Genomic DNA, 18,996 nt, shown 5'->3' with positions numbered 1-18,996 from the left:
GGTGGGTGCAGGGGAGCGGGGTCGGGCGGGTGACCGTGCGGTTCGAGACGCCGGAATCCGGGCCGGGGCGGGTGCGGACGTTTCGGGTCGATGATCCGGCGTTGGAGAGGGCGGAGCCGTTGCCGCTGGTTTCAGGGGTGGCCCCTGGGGTGCGGGGGGAGGCTGGGGAGGCGCCGCCTGCGGTGCGGGGGTAGGGCGGTGTGCGGGGTGCCCGGGCTGGGTTGCGGTGCCGGTTGCTTGGCGGGTGCCGGTGCTTGGGTGCGGGGTGGACGTAGCGCTGGGCCGTGCTTGCGGGTGCCGCTGCGCCCACCCGCGCCGGCCCAGCGGCACGATTGCCCGCAGCTACGGCAGCGCGTGGGTGTGGGGTGGAGGAAGGCGTAGGGCCGCGTTTGCGGGTGGGCGCAGTTACGGCGGGGCCGGGCTCGGTATTACGTCAGGTTGTCGTCGGGGGTGTTCGTGGGGCCAGGGTGCCGAAGTCGTGGTCCGGGGGTGGGGGGCCCGGGGACACGTCGAGGCCGTAGTGGTGGTAGAGCTGCAGTTCCTGTTCAGGGGACAGGTGGCGGCCCACGCCGAAGTCGGGGGCGTCCTTGATCAGGGCGCGGTCGAAGGGGACGTGCAGGGTGCCGTCCACCAGTTCGCTGGGCTCCAGGGGGACGAAGGCGTCGCGGGAGAAGAGGCCGGTGCGTATGGCCGCCCATTCGGGTATGCCGGTCGCGTCGTCCAGGTACACCTCGTCGATGGTGCCGATCTTGGTGCCGTTGCGGTCGAAGGCCTTGCGGCCGATCAGGTTGCGCGGATCCATGTCGGTCTGCACGGTCCCTCCACTTGGTCGCAAGTCATCCGTCAGCACTACGAAAAGCCAGATCCGTGACGGCGGCCACTCGAAGGTTCGTGCGGCGACCCCGCTGGTAGGCTGGAACCGGCTGCTGACCCCGTGCGGGAGAGTCCTCCGGAGATCACCGGAGGCGCCGAAGGAGCAAATCCTCCCCGGAATCTCTCAGGCACACGTACCGCACGGACGAGGTCACTCTGGAAAGCAGGGCGGGGGTCGACGGCTCCCGCTCTCACCGACGGTGAAAGCCGGGACCCTCGGGCGCCCCGGTGAAGCTCTCAGGTTGAGATGACAGAGGGGGAGGCCGTCCGGGTACCCGTGCCGTGGTGCCCCTCGAAGGTCGCGTCAGACCAGGAGGCCTCCGCAATGACCGCCCATCGCATTCCGCTCTCCGAGCTCGAGCAAGGGATTCCCTTCGAGCAGCGTCACATCGGTCCCGATTCCGAGGCGCGGGCCAAGATGCTCGCGCAGGTCGGGTACGGCTCGCTCGACGAGCTGACCGCCGCCGCGGTGCCGGACGTGATCAAGAACGCCGACGCGCTCGACCTGCCCGGTGCCCGCACCGAGGCCGAGGTGCTGGCCGAGCTGCGCTCCCTCGCCGACCGGAACCAGGTCCTGGACTCGATGGTCGGACTCGGCTACTACGGAACGTTCACCCCGCCGGTCATCCTGCGCAATGTCATGGAGAACCCCGCCTGGTACACGGCCTACACGCCGTACCAGCCGGAGATCTCCCAGGGCCGGCTGGAGGCCCTGCTGAACTTCCAGACGATGGTCGCCGACCTCACCGGGCTGCCGACCTCCGGCGCCTCGCTGCTCGACGAGGGCACCGCCGCCGCCGAGGCCATGGCGCTGTCGCTGCGCATGGGCAAGAACAAGAAGGGCCTGTTCCTGGTCGACGCGGACGCCCTTCCGCAGACCATCGCCGTGATCCAGACCCGCGCCGAGCCCACCGGCGTGGAGGTCGTGGTCGCCGACCTCAGCGAGGGCATCCCCGCCGAGGTCGCCGAGCGCGAGATCAACGGCGTGCTCCTGCAGTACCCGGGTGCCTCCGGTGCCGTACGGGACCTCACGCCCGTCATCGAGCAGGCCCATGAGCTCGGCGCCCTGGTGACCGTCGCCGCCGACCTGCTGGCGCTCACCCTGCTGAAGTCGCCCGGCGAGCTGGGCACGGACATCGCGGTGGGCACCACGCAGCGGTTCGGTGTGCCGATGGGCTTCGGCGGGCCGCACGCCGGTTACATGGCGGTGCGCGAGAAGTTCGCACGCAGCCTCCCCGGCCGCCTCGTGGGCGTCTCCGTGGACGCCGACGGCAACAAGGCGTACCGGCTCGCCCTGCAGACCCGTGAGCAGCACATCCGTCGGGAGAAGGCCACCAGCAACATCTGCACCGCCCAGGTGCTGCTCGCCGTGATGGCCGGAATGTACGCCGTCTACCACGGCCCCGACGGCCTCAAGGGCATCGCCGCCCGCACCCACCGCTACGCCTCGATCCTCGCCGCGGGCCTGTCGGCCGGCGGGGTCGAGGTCGTGCACGGCTCGTTCTTCGACACGGTGACGGCCCGCGTGCCCGGGAAGGCCGCCGAAGTCGTCGCCGCCGCCCGCGACCACGGGGTGAACCTGCGCCTGGTCGACGCCGACCACGTGTCCGTCGCGTGCGACGAGACGACCACCCGGTCCCAGGTCTCCTCTGTGTGGAAGGCGTTCGGCGTCGAGGGCCGTATCGACGCGCTGGACGCGGCGGCCGGGGACGCGCTGCCCGAGGCCCTGCTGCGCGGCGACGAGTACCTGACGCACCCCGTCTTCCAGCAGCACCGCTCCGAGACCGCGATGCTGCGCTACCTGCGCCGGCTCGCCGACCGCGACTACGCGCTCGACCGCGGCATGATCCCGCTGGGCTCCTGCACGATGAAGCTCAACGCGACGACCGAGATGGAGCCGGTGACCTGGCCCGAGTTCGGCCAGCTGCACCCGTTCGCGCCCGCCGAGCAGGCGGAGGGCTATCTCACGCTCATCCGCGAACTGGAGGAGCGCCTCGCCGAGGTCACCGGCTACGACAAGGTCTCCCTCCAGCCGAACGCCGGTTCGCAGGGCGAGCTGGCCGGTCTGCTCGCCGTGCGCGGCTACCACCGGGCCAACGGCGACGACCAGCGGATCGTCTGCCTCATCCCGTCCTCCGCGCACGGCACGAACGCCGCCAGCGCCGTGATGGCCGGCATGAAGGTCGTCGTCGTGAAGACCGCCGAGGACGGCGAGATCGACGTCGAGGACCTGCGGGCGAAGATCGAGAAGCACCGTGACGAGCTCGCGGTGCTGATGATCACCTACCCGTCCACGCACGGTGTGTTCGAGGAGCACGTCGCCGACATCTGCGCGCAGGTGCACGAGGCCGGCGGCCAGGTGTACGTCGACGGCGCCAACCTCAACGCGCTGGTGGGCCTGGCCAAGCCCGGCCACTTCGGCGGCGACGTCTCGCACCTGAACCTGCACAAGACCTTCTGCATCCCGCACGGCGGCGGCGGTCCGGGCGTCGGCCCGGTCGGCGTGCGCGCGCACCTGGCGCCGTACCTGCCGAACCACCCGCTGCAGCCCGCGGCCGGCCCGGAGACGGGCGTCGGCCCGATCTCGGCCGCGCCCTGGGGTTCCGCCGGCATCCTGCCCATCTCCTGGGCGTACGTCCGCCTCATGGGCGGCGAGGGACTCAAGCGGGCCACGCAGGTGGCCGTGCTGTCCGCGAACTACATCGCCAAGCGCCTCGAGCCGCACTACCCGGTGCTGTACACCGGTCCGGGCGGGCTGGTCGCGCACGAGTGCATCATCGACCTGCGGCCGCTGACCAAGGCGACCGGTGTCAGCGTGGACGACGTGGCCAAGCGCCTCATCGACTACGGCTTCCACGCGCCGACGATGTCGTTCCCGGTGGCCGGCACGCTGATGATCGAGCCGACCGAGTCCGAGGACCTCACCGAGCTGGACCGGTTCTGCGACGCGATGATCGCCATCCGCGCGGAGATCGAGAAGGTCGGCTCGGGCGAGTGGCCCGCCGAGGACAACCCGCTGCGCAACGCCCCGCACACCGCCGGTGCGCTCGGCGGCGCGTGGGAGCACGCGTACAGCCGCGAGGAGGCCGTGTTCCCGGCCGGGGTGTCGGTCGCCGACAAGTACTGGCCGCCGGTGCGCCGCATCGACCAGGCCTTCGGCGACCGCAACCTGGTGTGCTCGTGCCCGCCCATGGACGCGTACGAGGGCTGACCGTCCGCAGACCCGAAGGGCTCCGCCCCCAGCCGTACCGGCCGGGGGCGGAGCCCTCTCGCGTGCTGCCGACGTCCTTGTGACGGCTGGGCGTTCAGGGCACTACCGTGCGTGAGCGTGCCAGGACACACGTGGGGGCCGGCTCGCAGTCGGAGTCTGCGACCGGCCCCTGGGAGTACTCCGGGCGTGCGGCGGGCGCCGCCCGGTGCCGCGGGGCTACGCGGCGGTGACCGCCGTGCCGGCGAGCGGACGGTGCGGGGCGATGATCTTGCCGTCCGGCAGGAGTTCACCGGTGTCCTCGAAGAGGAGAACACCGTTGCACAGCAGGCTCCAGCCCTGCTCCGGGTGGTGCGCCACGAGTCGGGCGGATTCCCGGTCGGCGGAGTCGGCTGACGGGCACGGTGGTTGGTGCTGGCACATGGAAGGGATCTTTCGCTCTGTCGTGACGGATGAGATGGCTGGTGTGTCTGTGTCGCGGCGTGAAGCCTCGTTCATGGCCGCCCCCCGTTGTATAAGTCGGTCGGAACCCAGTGTTGCCCTACGGGCGGTAATCCGCAGGGATTTCGCAGCACCGCTTCTCACTCGTTCATGACGCGTCACCCGCGCGGGCGGTTCATCCCAACTGCACTGTCCCTTCGGGTGGTTTCACCTGGCCGGATGGGGCTAGTCCCCGGTAGCCCTCGAACGCCGCGTACCCCGCCATCAGGGGCGATGACGGGGTACGCCGGCCTCGCGCCGCGGCCGGTCAGGCCGGTGAGCCGAGCAGGGGCGGCAGGGGTGGCAGCGGCGTCGGGGTGGCCCGCAGGGTGAGGACGGGCAGCAGGTCGGCCACCCGGTGCGGCACGTGGGAGGCGATGCCGGGAGGCGCCGGGGCCAGCGGGATGAGGACGTCCCCGGGGGCGGGGTGACCGGATGCGGCGTCGGCGGTGCTGTCCCCGTGCAGCCACAGGGTGAGCATGTAGAGGCCGGGGAACGACAGCAGGCGCGGCTGGTACGGCTGGGCCAGCGTCTCGGCCTGCCGCAGCGCACGCTCGGTCGACGTGATGTAGGGGCCCTCGAAGAAGTGCGAGAAGGTCCAGCCGTCGGGAGTCAGCCGGGTCTCGGCGGCTGCCACACCGCGTTCCCCGCACCGGATCAGGAAGCGCCAGCCGGCCAGCCGGGTCGCGGTCACGCCCCCCGGGGTGATCTCGTCCAGCACATGGACGGGCAGCGGGAGTTCGGGGGTGGCGGGCCCCTGCGCGGCGCGCAGGGAGGGAGTTCGGGCCTCGCTGACGGCGGTGGGGGAGCCGAGCGCGGCCAGGACGGAACGCAGTGCGGGCGCGGGAGCCGGGGGAACGTGCAGCGGCATGGTGGGACGCCTCTCATTCGACAGGCACGATGGCGCGAGGGCGGGGCAGGGCGGACAGCGCTGTCTGCTCGGGGGGAGGTCAGAGGTGCCGGGGAGCCGGGGCCCTGAAGCGCGGGGGATGTCGGGCCTGCCGTACGTCACCTGGACGACAGGTACGGGGACCGCGGGTGCCGACCCTCTGCCTGATTGCGCAGTTTATACGACGACTGTTCGGATGATGTTTCACCTAGCCGATCCTGGTGTACACGGCAAGGGTGCATTCGGTCGGCGATATGCGGGAGAAAATCCCCATTGCCGGCCGGAGGTGTGGTGATGACCTCGAAAAACGTCCGGGGCGCGGTCGGCCAATTGTCGTCGGCGTTTTTCACGAGTTCGTGAACCCGCGGAAACTGCGCTGTGCCGCTTGCCCGGTGAATGTGCCACCGGTCACATCGGAACAGAGTAGCGGGCCACACGCCGGGCCGGGACGTTATCGATCGCCTCGGCTGGGCATCATCCCACCTGACCCGCGAGACCGGCGGCCGATCGTCGGCCCGCCCATCCGAGGAGGACATCGATGGGGGAGAAGGTCGTGGCAGGTCGGTTCGACCTGTCCGATCGTCAGCACTACCGGGACAAGCTGCGGCAGTGTCTGACGGGGCTGGAGCGGCTGCTGGAGGAGAGGCGGTTCGACCGTCCCCGGAATCTGCTGGGGCTGGAGATCGAGTTGAATCTCGCCGGTGCCGACGGTATGCCGAAAATGTTGAACGGACAGGTCCTGGAGCGCATCGCCAGCCGGGACTTCCAGACGGAACTCGCGATGTTCAATCTGGAGGTCAACATAGCCCCGCACCGGCTGGAGGGGCGTGTTTTCGACCAGCTCGGCGAGGAACTCCGTACGTCATTGGCATATGCCGACCGTAAAGCGGGAGAGGTCGACGCGGGAATCGTGATGATCGGTATTCTGCCGACCCTCGACCGCGACGACCTGGTCTCCTCGAACCTCTCCGAGGTGGACCGCTACGCCCTCCTCAACGAGCAGATCGTGGCCGCCCGCGGTGAGGACTTCACGCTCGACATCGATGGCGTGGAACGCCTGACGTGCACCTCGAAGTCCATCGCCCCCGAAGCGGCCTGCACCTCCGTGCAACTGCACCTGCAGGTCACCCCGGGCCGCTTCGCCGACGTGTGGAACGCCGCCCAGGCGGTCGCCGCCGCGCAGATCGCAGTCGGCGCCAACTCGCCGTTCCTGTTCGGACGCGAGCTGTGGCGCGAGTCCCGCCCGCCCCTGTTCCAGCAGTCCACCGACACCCGACCGCCCGAGCTCCAGGCGCAGGGCGTGCGGCCGCGCACCTGGTTCGGCGAGCGCTGGATCACCTCGGCGTACGACCTCTTCGAGGAGAACCTGCGCTACTTCCCCGCCCTGCTGCCGATCTGCGACGACGAGAACCCGCTGGAGGTCCTGGACGCGGGCGGCACCCCCACCCTCTCCGAGCTCGTCCTGCACAACGGCACCGTCTACCGCTGGAACCGGCCCGTCTACGACATCGCCGACGGCGTACCGCACCTGCGCGTGGAGAACCGCGTCCTGCCCGCCGGGCCCACCGTCACGGACGTCATCGCCAACGCGGCCTTCTACTACGGCGTGGTCCGCGCCCTCGCGGAGGAGACACGGCCCGTCTGGACCCGGATGCCCTTCGAAGTGGCGGCCGCCAACTTCGACGCCGCGTGCAAGGACGGCATCGACGCCCGGCTGCGCTGGCCTCGCCGCGGGCGGCACGGCGCCATGGCCGAGGTCGACGCCGTCAGCCTCGTCCGCGACGAACTGCTGCCGCTGGCCGCGTCGGGGCTGGACGCGTGGGGGGTCGAACCGGCCGACCGCGACTTCTACCTGGGCGTCATCGAGGAGCGCTGCCGCAGGCGTGCCAACGGCGCGTCCTGGCAGGCGGCCACCTTCCACCGGGCGCTGGAGGCCGGCCTGGGCCGGGACGCCGCGCTGGCCGCGACCACCCGGCGCTACCGGGAACTCATGCACCTCGGCGAGCCCGTGCACACCTGGCCGGTGGGCCTGCCGGAGCCGGTGCCGGCGGGATGAGGACCGTCCGGCGGGGCGGCGCGCGGGCGACCGCCGTCAGCTCCGCCGGTCCGGTGGTGGTCCTGCGGGTTCGGCCGTCGGCTCTGTCGGTCCGGTCGTGAGTCCTGCGGGTCCGGTCGTCGGCTTCGGCGGTCCGGTCGTGAGCCCGGCAGGTCCGGCCGTGAGACCCGCGGGTTCGGTTGTCAGCTTCGGCGGTCCGGGGACGCCGCCTTCACGATCGCCTTGAGGATCGCCGTCTCCATCTGGGCCGGGTCCGTCACCTCGTGTCCCGACCCCCCGGTGGCCTTCGCGATCCGGTCTGCCTCCTCGCGGTCGGCGTCCGGGCCCACCGCGATCATGATGAGCGGGAGCGGGCGCTTGGGATCGGCCAGCTCCTCGAGCCGGGAGAGGAGGCCGGCCCGCGAGACGCTGCCCGGGTCCTCGTTGACACCGTCCGTGAGGACGACCACGGCGTTGAACCGGCCCTTCGCGTACGAGGAGGCCGCCGCCCGGTACGCGGCGAGCGTCGTGTCGTACAGGCCCGTCGCGCCGTCCGGCACCGGCTTCAGCCTGCCGAACGCCGCCTCCAGCCGGTCCCGCTGGGTGACATCGCCCTCGCTGTCCCCGAGGCGCCCGGCCGGTACGCGCACGCGGTAGTCCTTGGCGCCGTCCAGCGCGGTGGAGAAGTCCCACAGGCCGATCTCGTCGTCGGCCGTGAAGGTGTCCAGCGCGCGCCGCAGCGACGCCTTGGTGACATCCATACGGGACCGCTCGGTCCCCGGCACCCGCTCCTCCATGGACGCGGAGGCGTCCACGACCATCGTGATCCGCGCGCTGCGCACGGTGATCTCCCAGACGCCCAGCGTCTCCTGCAGCGCGACCGCCGTGGCCGGCCGGTCCACGGGCGCCCCGTACGGCTGCGAAGGGCTGCCCCCGGCCCGCGCGACGAGGCCGTCGGGCACCTTCTCGTCGGACGTGCGGAAGCCGTGGCGCTCCAGCAGGCGCTGCTGCTCCGGGTCGTCCAGGTAGCTCATGAACCGGATCGCCGCACGGCTCTCGTCGGTCGTCAGCCCGGTCTGATCGAGCAGCGCATACGGGTAGTCCAGCTGAGGCGCACCGTCCTTCGGGTAGAAGAAGTCCAGGTCACGAGCGTCCTCGGTCGCCGTGTTGTAGCGGAAGGCGGCCTGTTCGCTGAGGATCACTGCCTGATTGCGCCGGGGGTTGGCCGACTCGGTGTCCGAGGTGTCGCGCGGCAGGGTCTCCAGGACCTGCCCGTCACCGTCGGTGACCCGCTCCGACAGCGCCTTCATGAGGCCCGCCGCGCGGGTGTCCCCGCCCCGAGCGGCCCCCGCGGCGGCGCTCACCCGGGTCAGCGCGAGCAACCCGGCCGCGCTGCGCGCCGGATCGGCCGCGCCGAGCCGCACGGGACCGCCGCCGAGGGTGGCCGCGGCCAGCTCCGTCCAGGTGTACGTCCGGTCCGGCCACCCCAGCGACCTCGCGGCGGCCGGGGCCATCGCGACCCCGACCGGCGAGGCGGCGACGTGGCCGATCGTGGAGACCTCGGCCGTGCCGCCGTTCGCCGTGAGCCGCTGCACCCACGCCTGCGAGTCCGGCACCCACACCTCGGCGCGGGGGTCCTCGTCCGCCGTCAGCGCGGCGGCGACCTGGTTCGGCTCCCGCGCGGTCACCGTCACGGCCACGCACCGCCCGTCCGAGGTGAGACCGGCCCGGCGGGCCCGCTCGGCGGCCGTCTCCAGCGCGGGCGCCACCTCGGGGGAGGCCACCAGCCTCAGCCGCACCGCGTCGTCCTGGCACGACGTGCCGAAGGAGAGCAGGCCCTCCCCGACCGCGGCGGCCGTACCGCCGGCCACCGTCAGCGCCACGGCCGTCACCAGGGCCAGCCTGCGCCGGAAGGCGCGCCGACGGGGGTCGCCGCTGCCCGCTCCATACTGATCGGGCAAGCTGTGACGTCCCATGACGGTGGTGCCCCTCCCTGTCGCCCCGCCCGGTCCCGCGCCGCACTCCGCCGTGGGGCGGGCGGAGGGGCGGTGCGGGCGGTGCGCCCCGTACGGAACCCCGTCCTCCGACGGCGGCCCCGCACGGTCCTCGTGACTTTTTTCGAGACCCTAGCCGGGCGGCGATCAGGATGAGACGCGATTAGCCAACTGGAGGCAGGTGTGCAGGGCGAGGCAGATCCCCTGGCCGATTCCTTTCCGCGCGAGCGGCCCGCACGGCGGATCCTCCGTGACGAGACACTGCTCGTCCTCGCGCTCTCGCTCGGCGCGAGCGGTGTGTCCGCCTTGATCAGTTTCGTCGGGTCCGTGACCAAGCCGGGCGGTCTCAAGGACCAGGCGGCCACGCTCAACGCCTCGGCCGCGCCGGGGCGTCCGTGGCTGGACCTGGCCTGGCAGCTGTTCGGGATCGCCAGCGCCCTGGTGCCCGTCGCGCTGGTCGCGCACCTCCTCATGCGCGAGGGGCGGAGCATGCGGACGATCGGCTTCGACCGCGGGCGCCCCTGGTTCGACCTGGGCCGGGGCGCGGGGATCGCGGCGGTGATCGGCAGCACCGGGATCGCGTTCTACCTCGCCGTCCGCGAACTCGGCTTCAACCTCACCGTGGTGCCCGAGGCGCTGCCGGACGTGTGGTGGAAGTACCCGGTACTGATCCTGTCGGCCCTGCAGAACGCCGTCCTCGAAGAGGTCATCGTCGTCGGGTATCTGCTGCGGCGGCTCGGGCAGCTGGGCTGGACGCCCGGTGCCGCGCTGGTGGCCAGCTCCGTCCTGCGCGGCTCGTACCACCTGTACCAGGGCATCGGCGGCTTCCTCGGCAACATGGTGATGGGCGTCGTCTTCGTCCTCCTCTACCGACGCTGGGGGCGCGTGGGCCCGCTGGTCGTCGCCCACACCCTGCTCGACATCGGGGCGTTCGTCGGATACGCGCTGCTGGCGGGCCGCGTGGACTGGCTGCCGACGGCCTGACCCGGGGGCATGACACCCGAGGGTGTGACACCCGGGAGCATGAGGTCCGGGGCCTGACGAAGGGGGCGTACGAACGGCTCGTACGCCCCCTTCGCCGTGCCCCCAGCGAACCGGCTTAGGCGTTCAGCTCGCCCTCGATGACCGTGACCGCGCGGCCGCTCAGCAGGGTGCGGCCGCCGCGCAGTTCGACACGGACGTGCCCGGGGCGGTGGGACGCCTGCAGGCCGGTGAGCTCGGTGCTGCCGAGGCGCTCGGACCAGAAGGGCGCGAGGGCGGTGTGGGCGCTGCCCGTGACGGCGTCCTCGTCGACGCCGACGTTCGGGAAGAACCCGCGGCTGACGAAGTCGTGGCCCCGGGCGGGGTCCTCGGCTCGGGCTGTGGCGATGACGCCGCGCTCGGAGTGCGTGCCGAGCGCCCGGAAGTCGGGGGTCAGGGCGCGGACCGTCTTCTCGTCGGCGAGTTCGACGAGCAGGTCGCCGACGTACGGGCCGGTGTCGAAGGCGCTCAGCGGCTCGGCGCCGAGGACCTCGGCGAGCCCGTCGGGCACCGGCACGGGGGTCAGCGGGGCGGTCGGGAAGTCGAGCGTGATCGAACCGTCCGCGCGGGGCGTGGCGACGAGGACGCCACTGCGGGTGGCGAACCGCACCGGCCCCTCGTGGGCGCGGGTGCTGTGCAGGACGTGGGCCGTGGCGAGGGTGGCGTGGCCGCACATGGCCACCTCCGCGGCGGGCGTGAACCAGCGCAGCGCCCAGTCGGCCTCCCCGCCCTCGGGCAGCCGGTGTGCGAACGCCGTCTCTGGATGGTTGACCTCCCTGGCCACGTCCTGGAGCCAGGCGTCCGCCGGGAAGGCGTCGAGGAGGAGGACCCCCGCCGGGTTGCCGGAGAAGGGGTGGTCGGTGAAGGCGTCGACGATTCGAATCCGCATGCCGCCGACGGTAGGGGGTGCCGGGAGCGGGCGGCCAAGGCCAATCGGAGGGTGCTGGACCGGTGTCCGCCCAGAGGGACGCGCAGCGCCTCCTCGCAAGGGCTCCGGTCAGGCAGTTCGGAAGGGCTTGTCGTTCGCTTGTTTCCGATATATCGTTGAAGCATCGCGACTGATCAACGATGGATGGAGTGACAGCGATGCGTTCCCATGGATTCGAGCGTGGACACGGTGGTCACGGAGGCCGCGGCCGAGGTGGTTCCGAGGGGCGCCGTGGCGCCTTCGGGCCGTTCGGGCCGGGCGGCCAGGGCTTCGGCGGACCCGGATTCGGACCCGGCCCGTGGGGGCCCAGGGGTCGCGGTGGGCCTCGGGGGAGGGCGCGGCGCGGTGACGTACGGGCGTCGATCCTCGCCCTGCTGACGGACCGCCCGATGCACGGCTACGAGATGATCCAGGAGATCGCCGAGCGCAGCGGCGGGGCGTGGAAGCCCAGCCCCGGCTCGGTGTACCCGACCCTCCAGCTGCTGGAGGACGAGGGTCTGATCGTCAGCGAGAGCGAGGGCGGCAAGAAGCTGTTCTCCCTGACCGAGCCGGGCCGCGAGGCGGCCGACGCGGGCCCGGACGCCCCCTGGGAAGAGGCTTCCCGAGGGGTCGACTGGGAGGCGCTGGGCGAGATCCGGCAGGCGGGCTTCGGTCTGATGGAGGCCTTCGGCCAGGTCTGGAAGACGGGCACCAAGGAGCAGCGCGAGAAGGCGCTCGCCGTCATCGGCGAGGCCCGCAAGAAGCTGTACCTGATCCTCGCCGACGAGGACTGAGACCGACCGCGCCGAGCGCCCCGGGGAGTGATCCGCGGGGCGCTCGGCGGTGTCCGGCGAGGTTCAGGTTCAGGTCACCAGCCCCGCCAGCTTGCGCAGTGACTCGTTCAGGGCCGCCGTCGCCGAGTCCCTGAGCTTGCCGGCCATCAGGGACACCGCCGCGCCCGTGAACTCCCCGTCGATCCGCAGCGTCGTGGCCGCCCCGCCCGCTTCGGGGGTCAGCGTGTACCGGGTGGTCACCGTGACCGCCATCGGGCCCTTGCCGCGGATGGCGAGTGTCCGGGCCGGCTCCAGTTCCTCGATGGTCCACTCGACCTCCGCGGGGAAGCCCATCAGCCTCATGTTCTCCTGGAAGGTCCCGCCGACCTCGAGGGCCGAGGGGCCGCCGGCCGGGAAGTCCGTGTGGGTCGCGTTCCACTCGCCGTACGACGACCAGTCCGTCAGCCGCGCCCAGACCTTCTCGGCGGGGGCCTCGATGCGTGCCTCCGCGCTGACTTCGGCCATGCGACCACCTCTTCGTGTCGGGCTCGGGTGTCGCGGAACGTAGCCGCGAGGCCCGCAACATTCAATAGTGATGAATCGTCAGATCTGCGGGGCCGGGCATGGGGTGGCATGGAGCCGTTCGGCAAGGCGGCGCGCGCCGCAGTGCCGTGTTCCGTCTGATCTCCTCCGCAAGGAGGAGATTTCCATCCCCTGAGTCCACTTCGCGTGGGACGCCGACATGGTTCCCCTCGTGGATGACCGGCCGCGAAATAGTTGATGGGGTGAACAGGTGTACCCCCGTATCCCCCGGCAGTCCGCCCCGGAACAGGACTCCCGGCGCCCGGACATCGCCCAACTTAGCGACGAGCTGGCCGCGGTGGTCTCCGGTGCGCGCCGCCGGGCGGTCCGGGACCGGGACCGGCACGCCGACACGGCCCATCTGCTGCACTCGCTGCTCGAACACGACCCGGACGTCCACACCGTCCTCGGCGGTGGACCGCAGGTCGCCCGGCTGCTCGGCTACCTCGTCCAGCGGAGCATCGGCTACGGCCTGCGCTGGCAGGGCGGTGTGGAGGACTCGGGTGCCGTGCCCGTCGTGCCGGACGGCGATGGTCTCTCCCCGCTGGCCGCGGACGCGATGCGCGACTGCTGTCTGCGGGCCGCCCGCCGCGGTGATCCGCTGGCCCGGGGCGTCGACCTGCTCGGGGCGCTCGTACGGGACCCGCGGGCCCGCGCTGTGGAGGTGCTGGGCCGCGCCGGCGTCGACGTGGACGACCTGCGCGCCCGCATCGACAAGGGGCCCGGCGCATTCGCGCCCGACACCGAAGGCGCGTACTAGGGCGTGTTTCGCGGACGCGCCTTCGGTGTCCATTCAACGAGACAGGTGTCACCGGGGATGACGCTCATGTCAACGCCTGTCATCATGTGCCGGTGCGCACGTCTGAGAGCGGCCTGGCAGGCCGCGGCAAAGGGATCGGGCTCGGTCTGGCGATCGGCTCCGCGATCGCCTTCGGTGGGTCCGGTGTCGCGGCGAAGCCGCTGATCGAGGCGGGGCTCGACCCGCTCCACGTGGTGTGGTTGCGCGTGGCCGGCGCGGCCCTCGTGATGCTGCCGCTGGCCGTACGCCACCGGACCCTGGTCCGTCGGCGACCGGCCCTGCTCGCGGGGTTCGGACTGCTGGGCGTGGCCGGTGTCCAGGCGTTCTACTTCGCCTCCATCTCCCGTATCCCGGTCGGTGTCGCGCTGCTCGTGGAGTATCTGGCGCCGGCGCTCGTCCTCGGCTGGGTCCGGTTCGTACAGCGGCGGCCCGTCACCCGTGCCGCGGCCGTCGGCGTGGTCCTCGCCGTGGGCGGGCTCGCCTGTGTCGTCGAGGTCTGGGCGGGCCTCGGCTTCGACGCGCTCGGTCTGCTCCTCGCGCTCGGCGCCGCCTGCTGCCAGGTCGGCTACTTCGTCCTGTCCGACCAGGGCAGCGACTCCGGCGCCGACGCCCCCGACCCGCTCGGGGTCATCGCGTACGGCCTCCTGGTCGGCGCCGCCGTGCTCACCGTCGTCGCCCGCCCGTGGACGATGGACTGGGGCGTGCTGGGCGGCACCGCGCACATGGACGGCGCGCCGGTACCGGCCGTGCTGCTGCTGGCCTGGATCGTCCTGCTCGCCACCGTCGTCGCCTACGTGACCGGCGTGGTCTCGGTACGGCGGCTCTCGCCACAGGTCGCCGGGGTCGTCGCCTGCCTGGAGGCGGTCATCGCGACCGTGCTGGCCTGGTTCCTGCTCGGCGAGCACCTGTCCGCCCCGCAGATCGTCGGCGGTGCCGTCGTCCTCGCCGGGGCCTTCATCGCGCAGTCGTCGGCACCCGCGAAGGGGGCGCCGGGGCCCGTGGCCGCCGGTGGGGTCGAATCCGGGTTGTCCGAGCGGGAGAACGTCGCCTAAGGTGCGCCATCATGCCGATGACACGCGTTCTTCCGCCTCCGGCCGCCTGAGGCGGGCCCTCCGGATCGACCGCCCGGCCGCGCCGGGCGGTGCCGCGCTGCCCGCAGACGCGTCCCCTGGACCCCGCTGAGCCGGGTCCTCCACCGTTCTGCAAGTCTGCGGAGAACCACTCGTGTCGAACACCGCTCTGTCCGGCCTGCCCGTCGGGCGTGGCCTGCTCTTCCTGACCGTCGCCGGTGCCGCCTGGGGCACCGCGGGCGCCGCCGCCTCCCTGGTCTACCGGGCCAGTGACATGGGGCCGGTCACTCTCTCCTTCTGGCGCTGCGCGGTCGGCTTCCTCCTGCTGCTCGCCGTCCATCCGATGCGTCCGCGCACCCGCGCGGCCGACCCCGCGCCGCTGCGGCGCAAGGCGCTGCGGGCCGGGGCCACGGGCCTGGGCCTCGCCGTCTTCCAGACCGCCTACTTCGCCGCCGTCGAGGCGACGGGGCTCGCCGTGGGCACCGTCGTCACGCTCGGCGCCGGTCCCGTGTTCATCGCGCTCGGCGCCCGGCTGATGCTGGGCGAGCGGCTGGGGCGCGGGGGAGTGGCGGCCGTGGCCGGCGCGCTCACCGGGCTCGGTGTCATGGCGCTCGGCGACGCCGGGGCGACCGTGCGGCCCGCCGGTGTGCTGCTGGCGCTGCTGTCGGCGGCCGGGTACTCCGTGATGACGCTGCTGACCCGCAAGTGGGGCCGGGACGGAGGGGCCGACGCCGCCTCCACGTCCGTGTGGGCCTTCGCGGTGACCAGTGTGTGCCTGCTGCCCTTCGCCCTGGTGGAGGGGCTGATGCCGCACGCGGCCGAGCCCGCCCGGGTCGGCTGGCTCCTGCTGTACATCGCGGCCGTGCCGACCGCGCTCGCGTACGCCCTCTACTTCGCGGGCGCGGCCGCCGTCCGCTCGGCCACCGTGTCCGTGATCATGCTGCTCGAGCCGGTCAGCGCGGCGGTGCTCGCGGTGCTCCTGCTCGGTGAGCAGCTCACGGTGGCGACCTGCCTGGGCACGCTGCTGATGCTCGGGTCCGTCGTCGGGCTCGCTCTGGCGGAGGCCCGGGGAGCCCGGAGGGAGCGCCCGCGCCCGGCGTGATCCGCGAGGGCCCCTCCGACGCGCGGGGCCCTGCCGCGGCAGGCGCTCAGTGGGAGCCGAGGTAGTCCGGGAGAGCCGTGCCGGGGGCGAGGTCGGGATCGCCGACGGGGGTGTCGTAGCCCTTGCGCAGGGGAACGACGCCGGCCCAGTGCGGGAGGGCCAGGTCCTCCGGCTCGTCGTTGACGCCGCCCGTGCGGAGCTTGGCGGAGACCTCGTCCAGGTCGAGACGGATCACCGCGGTGGCCGCCAGCTCCTTCTTGTTCGCCGGCCGGGAGTCGGCGGACCTGCCGGGCACGACGTGGTCGACCAGGGCGTCCAGGGCGATCCGCTTCTCCTCGGGGTCCGTCACCTGGTGGGCGGTGCCGTGCACCACGACCGAGCGGTAGTTGATCGAGTGGTGGAAGGCGGAGCGGGCCAGGATCAGCGCGTCCACGTGCGTGACCGTCAGGCAGACGGGCAGCCCGGGATCCGTCTCGCCGGTCATCCGCAGCGGGCGGGATCCCGTCGAGCCGTGGACGTAGAGCGTCTCGCCGACGCGGGCGAACAGCGTGGGCAGCACGACCGGTGCGCCGTCGCGTACGAACCCCAGATGACAGACATAGGCCTCGTCGAGTATCGCGTGCACCGACTCCCTGTCGTACGACGCCCGCTCCGCGGAGCGGGTGGGGACGGTGCGGTCCGTCGGGGTGTAGGCGCCGGGCGGCGGGGTCGGCTGCTGGGTCACCTGCATGGCGCTCTCCATTGCACTAGTGCATAATGTCGTTTGTGCTAGGAGAATATCGGATCGAAGGGCGGCGCGCGACGGAAATCGCGTCGAGCGTCGAGCGCGGAGTGGGGACGGGCGAGCTGGAGCCCGGGCAACTGCTGCCCCCCATGAGGGAGTTGGCGGCCGGTCTCGGAGTGAACCCCAACACGGTCGCCGCCGCCTACCGCATCCTGCGGGAGCGCGGGGTCATCGAGACCGCGGGCCGTCGGGGCAGCCGCGTGCGGCCCAGGCCCGCCACGACCGGGCGCGAGTACGCCCAGGTCGAGGTGCCCGAGGGCGTCCGGGACGTGGCGAGCGGCAATCCCGACCCGGCGCTGCTGCCGTCGCTGGCGCGGGCGTTCGCGGCCGCCGGTGAGCAGGGGGACCGGGAGCGCGTCCTGTACGGCGCCGACCCCGTGGAGCCGGAGCTGGCGCGCCTCGCGCGGGCCGCCCTGGAAGCCGACGGGGTGCCGTCCGGGCCGTCGGCCGTCGTGTCGGGCTCCCTCGACGCCATCGAACGTGTCCTGGAGGCACACCTCAGACCCGGCGACACCGTCGCCGTCGAGGACCCCGGCTGGGGCGCCCTGCTCGACCTGATCCCGGCCCTGGGGCTGCGGCTCGCCCCCGTGGGCGTCGACGACGACGGACCGCTGCCCGAGGACGTACGCAGCGTCCTGGCCTCCGGTGCCCGGGCCCTGATCGTCACCGACCGCATGCAGAACCCCACCGGGGCCGTGATGAGCGCTTCCCGCGCGCGTGCCCTGCGGTCCGTGCTGCGGGACCACCCCGGCGTCCTGCTGATCGAGGACGACCACGGGCACGGGATCGTCGACCTGCCGCTGCACCCCCTCGCGGGCGGGACCCGGCACTGGGCCTTCGTCCGGTCCGTCGCCAAGGCGTACGGACCGGACCTGCGCCTCGCGGTGCTCACCGGTGACGACGTCACCGTGGACCGGGTGCGCGGACGGCAGCGCCTGGGTGCCGGCTGGGTGAGCAGGCTGCTCCAGCGGGCGGTGGTACGGCTGTGGACCGACGGCGGGCACGACCCGGCGGCCGTGGCGGCGGCGTACGGCGAGCGGCGCGACCTGCTCCTGCGGGCACTGGCCGAGCGGGGGATCGAGGGCCACGGGCGCAGTGGCCTGAACGTCTGGGTGCCGGTGCCCGACGAGACCGGGGCGGTGTCCCGTCTGCTCCACGCCGGCTGGGCGGTCGCCCCGGGGGCCCGCTTCCGCACCGCCGCCCCTCCCGGCATCAGGATCACCACGTCGACCCTGCGCCCGGACGAGGCCGGACCTCTGGCGGACGCGGTGGCGGCGGCGCTGGGCCGGGCACCGGTGCGGAGCTACGTCTGAGCGGAGGGGGCGCCGCCGTCCTGCAGGGGCTGGTGGCGCCGCCCCGCACGGTGAGGTGTCCCCGTTCTGCACGGTCCGGTGGTCTGCCGTGCACGGTCCGGTGCCCCCGTTCCGTACGGTCAGGTGCGCCGCCCTGCAGGGGCAGATGCCCCCGCCGCACGGCCAACTGCCCCCGCCCCGCAGGGTCAGGTGCCCCGCTTCATCTGCGTCAGTGCCGCGCCCGCCAGGACGATCACCGCTCCGACCGGCGTCGACCACGCGAGGGACTCGCCCAGGACGGCCACGCCCGCCGCTGTCGCGATGACCGGGATGAAGTACGTGACCATCTGGGCCGTCGTCGGACCGACTTCGGCGACCAGCCCGTACTGGATCAGCACCGCGAGTCCCGTGCCGAGCGCCCCCAGGGCGACCACCGCCAGGAGGGGGAGCAGTGCGAACCGGGTCGGCAGGGACGTGAACATGGGGGTCACGACCGCCAGTTGCGCCGTGGCCAGCAGCAACTGGGCGCCGGTCAGGGCCAGGTGCGACGAGCCGTTCCCGGCCAGGGTGCGGCGGACGTAGATCCAGCCGATCGGGTAGCTCAGCGACGCCAGCAGCGCCATCGCCGTCCCCCTGGCGTCCAGTCCGTCGAAGCCCTGCCAGGCGCCCAGCACCGTCAGGACGCCGACGAAGCCGATCCCCAGCCCGGCGACCCGCACGCGCGTGGGCCGGTCCTCGGAGAGGGCGACCATCGACAGGGCCATGCCCCACAGCGGCGAGGTGGCGTTGCAGATGCCGGCGAGCGTCGACGGGATCGTCAGCTCGGAGTACGCGAAGAGCGAGAACGGCAGCGCGTTCAGCAGGAAGGCCGCCACCGCCAGATGCCCCCACGTACGCGCCCCGCGCGGCAGCCGCTCCCGCTTGACCGCCATCGCCGCCGCCAGGACCGCCGTACCGAACACCAGTCGGCCCAGCGTGACTTGGAAGGGGGCGTACCCGTCGGTGCCCACCTTGATCAGCAGGAAGCTGAAGCCCCAGATCAGCGAGAGGGCGGCGAACCGCAGGCGCCAGTCGAGGCGGGTGCGGGGGCGGGGGAGGTCCGGTGCCGCGGCCGGAGTGCGCGGGGTGGTGGCGGTGGTCATGGCTCTACGATGCGGCACGACGATCTCGTAGCACAATCGAGATTTC

16 protein-coding genes, 1 pseudogene and 1 riboswitch are annotated in these 18,996 nt (G+C 72.6%); of the genes and pseudogenes, 9 read left to right on the top strand and 8 right to left on the bottom strand.

What is annotated here, in order from left to right:
• Positions 1-194, top strand: a pseudogene (locus ADL34_RS36520) (DNA polymerase IV); the annotation flags it as partial.
• Positions 195-433: 239 nt separating this feature from the next.
• On the opposite strand, the gene ADL34_RS04235 reads toward ADL34_RS36520, so the two are convergent.
• Entirely contained in the window at positions 434-814 is a 381-nt protein-coding gene (locus ADL34_RS04235; RefSeq protein WP_199835518.1) for a PRC-barrel domain-containing protein, read from the bottom strand.
• 113 nt (positions 815-927) lie between these two features.
• Positions 928-1,023: riboswitch (glycine riboswitch) on the top strand.
• 175 nt (positions 1,024-1,198) lie between these two features.
• Between ADL34_RS04235 and gcvP the strand changes: the two genes are divergently transcribed.
• On the top strand, positions 1,199-4,084 hold the full coding sequence (gene gcvP, locus ADL34_RS04230; protein WP_062668172.1) for an aminomethyl-transferring glycine dehydrogenase: 2,886 nt from the start codon (positions 1,199-1,201) through the stop codon (positions 4,082-4,084).
• Positions 4,085-4,300: 216 nt separating this feature from the next.
• On the opposite strand, the gene ADL34_RS04225 is transcribed toward gcvP, so the two are convergent.
• The gene (locus ADL34_RS04225; RefSeq protein ID WP_062668171.1) at positions 4,301-4,504 is read right to left on the bottom strand and encodes a DUF5999 family protein; all 204 of its coding nucleotides are present in this window, start codon (positions 4,502-4,504) and stop codon (positions 4,301-4,303) included.
• Positions 4,505-4,829: 325 nt separating this feature from the next.
• On the bottom strand, positions 4,830-5,432 hold the full coding sequence (locus tag ADL34_RS04220; protein ID WP_062668170.1) for a hypothetical protein: 603 nt from the start codon (positions 5,430-5,432) through the stop codon (positions 4,830-4,832).
• Positions 5,433-5,988: 556 nt separating this feature from the next.
• On the opposite strand from ADL34_RS04220, the gene ADL34_RS04215 reads away from it, so the two are divergent.
• Positions 5,989-7,506 (top strand): glutamate-cysteine ligase family protein, encoded by a 1,518-nt coding sequence (locus ADL34_RS04215; protein ID WP_062668169.1) that lies wholly within the window; start codon positions 5,989-5,991, stop codon positions 7,504-7,506.
• Between the two features lie 182 nt (positions 7,507-7,688).
• On the opposite strand, the gene ADL34_RS04210 is transcribed toward ADL34_RS04215, so the two are convergent.
• Positions 7,689-9,461, bottom strand: coding sequence for a substrate-binding and VWA domain-containing protein (locus ADL34_RS04210; protein WP_062668168.1), 1,773 nt, complete (start codon positions 9,459-9,461; stop codon positions 7,689-7,691).
• A 201-nt stretch (positions 9,462-9,662) separates the two neighbouring features.
• On the opposite strand from ADL34_RS04210, the gene ADL34_RS04205 reads away from it, so the two are divergent.
• The gene (locus tag ADL34_RS04205) at positions 9,663-10,463 is read left to right on the top strand and encodes a CPBP family intramembrane glutamic endopeptidase (RefSeq protein WP_062668167.1); all 801 of its coding nucleotides are present in this window, start codon (positions 9,663-9,665) and stop codon (positions 10,461-10,463) included.
• Positions 10,464-10,578: 115 nt separating this feature from the next.
• On the opposite strand, the gene ADL34_RS04200 is transcribed toward ADL34_RS04205, so the two are convergent.
• Positions 10,579-11,388: a PhzF family phenazine biosynthesis protein gene (locus tag ADL34_RS04200; RefSeq protein WP_062668166.1), complete on the bottom strand. Its 810-nt coding sequence runs from the start codon at positions 11,386-11,388 to the stop codon at positions 10,579-10,581.
• Positions 11,389-11,585: 197 nt separating this feature from the next.
• On the opposite strand from ADL34_RS04200, the gene ADL34_RS34510 reads away from it, so the two are divergent.
• Positions 11,586-12,200, top strand: coding sequence for a PadR family transcriptional regulator (locus ADL34_RS34510; RefSeq protein WP_079034143.1), 615 nt, complete (start codon positions 11,586-11,588; stop codon positions 12,198-12,200).
• A 69-nt stretch (positions 12,201-12,269) separates the two neighbouring features.
• On the opposite strand, the gene ADL34_RS04190 is transcribed toward ADL34_RS34510, so the two are convergent.
• Complete coding sequence (locus tag ADL34_RS04190) at positions 12,270-12,704, bottom strand: SRPBCC family protein (RefSeq protein ID WP_062668164.1); 435 nt, start codon at positions 12,702-12,704, stop codon at positions 12,270-12,272.
• Between the two features lie 268 nt (positions 12,705-12,972).
• Between ADL34_RS04190 and ADL34_RS04185 the strand changes: the two genes are divergently transcribed.
• From ADL34_RS04185 to ADL34_RS04175, 3 genes are all read left to right on the top strand, one after another.
• A complete protein-coding gene (locus tag ADL34_RS04185) occupies positions 12,973-13,521 on the top strand; it encodes a Clp protease N-terminal domain-containing protein (RefSeq protein ID WP_062668163.1) in 549 nt (182 codons plus the stop codon).
• An 86-nt stretch (positions 13,522-13,607) separates the two neighbouring features.
• Entirely contained in the window at positions 13,608-14,612 is a 1,005-nt protein-coding gene (locus ADL34_RS04180) for an EamA family transporter (protein WP_062668162.1), read from the top strand.
• A gap of 172 nt (positions 14,613-14,784) precedes the next feature.
• On the top strand, positions 14,785-15,732 hold the full coding sequence (locus ADL34_RS04175; protein WP_062668161.1) for a DMT family transporter: 948 nt from the start codon (positions 14,785-14,787) through the stop codon (positions 15,730-15,732).
• A gap of 46 nt (positions 15,733-15,778) precedes the next feature.
• Here ADL34_RS04175 and ADL34_RS04170 read toward each other — a convergent pair whose 3' ends face one another.
• Entirely contained in the window at positions 15,779-16,462 is a 684-nt protein-coding gene (locus ADL34_RS04170; protein ID WP_062668160.1) for a pyridoxamine 5'-phosphate oxidase family protein, read from the bottom strand.
• 35 nt (positions 16,463-16,497) lie between these two features.
• Between ADL34_RS04170 and ADL34_RS04165 the strand changes: the two genes are divergently transcribed.
• The gene (locus ADL34_RS04165) at positions 16,498-17,829 is read left to right on the top strand and encodes an aminotransferase class I/II-fold pyridoxal phosphate-dependent enzyme (protein WP_062668159.1); all 1,332 of its coding nucleotides are present in this window, start codon (positions 16,498-16,500) and stop codon (positions 17,827-17,829) included.
• 185 nt (positions 17,830-18,014) lie between these two features.
• Here the strand turns inward: ADL34_RS04165 and ADL34_RS04160 are convergent, their stop codons facing one another.
• On the bottom strand, positions 18,015-18,950 hold the full coding sequence (locus ADL34_RS04160; protein WP_199835517.1) for a DMT family transporter: 936 nt from the start codon (positions 18,948-18,950) through the stop codon (positions 18,015-18,017).
• Positions 18,951-18,996 lie beyond the last annotated feature (46 nt).

It is taken from the genome of Streptomyces sp. NRRL WC-3605 (genome assembly GCF_001509795.1).
Lineage (GTDB): Bacteria > Actinomycetota > Actinomycetes > Streptomycetales > Streptomycetaceae > Streptomyces > Streptomyces viridochromogenes.
The sequence above is the reverse complement of the archived record's forward strand: the minus strand, read 5'-3'. Positions and strand labels throughout refer to the sequence as shown.

What these genes read in the sequence shown, in the direction of transcription:
- gcvP (WP_062668172.1), top strand. Translation starts at nt 1,199, where the DNA reads ATGACCGCCCATCGCATTCCGCTCTCCGAGCTCGAGCAAGGGATTCCC.
- ADL34_RS04225 (WP_062668171.1), bottom strand. Translation starts at nt 4,504, where the DNA reads ATGTGCCAGCACCAACCACCGTGCCCGTCAGCCGACTCCGCCGACCGG.
- ADL34_RS04220 (WP_062668170.1), bottom strand. Translation starts at nt 5,432, where the DNA reads ATGCCGCTGCACGTTCCCCCGGCTCCCGCGCCCGCACTGCGTTCCGTC.
- ADL34_RS04215 (WP_062668169.1), top strand. Translation starts at nt 5,989, where the DNA reads ATGGGGGAGAAGGTCGTGGCAGGTCGGTTCGACCTGTCCGATCGTCAG.
- ADL34_RS04210 (WP_062668168.1), bottom strand. Translation starts at nt 9,461, where the DNA reads ATGGGACGTCACAGCTTGCCCGATCAGTATGGAGCGGGCAGCGGCGAC.
- ADL34_RS04200 (WP_062668166.1), bottom strand. Translation starts at nt 11,388, where the DNA reads ATGCGGATTCGAATCGTCGACGCCTTCACCGACCACCCCTTCTCCGGC.
- ADL34_RS34510 (WP_079034143.1), top strand. Translation starts at nt 11,586, where the DNA reads ATGCGTTCCCATGGATTCGAGCGTGGACACGGTGGTCACGGAGGCCGC.
- ADL34_RS04190 (WP_062668164.1), bottom strand. Translation starts at nt 12,704, where the DNA reads ATGGCCGAAGTCAGCGCGGAGGCACGCATCGAGGCCCCCGCCGAGAAG.
- ADL34_RS04170 (WP_062668160.1), bottom strand. Translation starts at nt 16,462, where the DNA reads ATGCAGGTGACCCAGCAGCCGACCCCGCCGCCCGGCGCCTACACCCCG.
- ADL34_RS04160 (WP_199835517.1), bottom strand. Translation starts at nt 18,950, where the DNA reads ATGACCACCGCCACCACCCCGCGCACTCCGGCCGCGGCACCGGACCTC.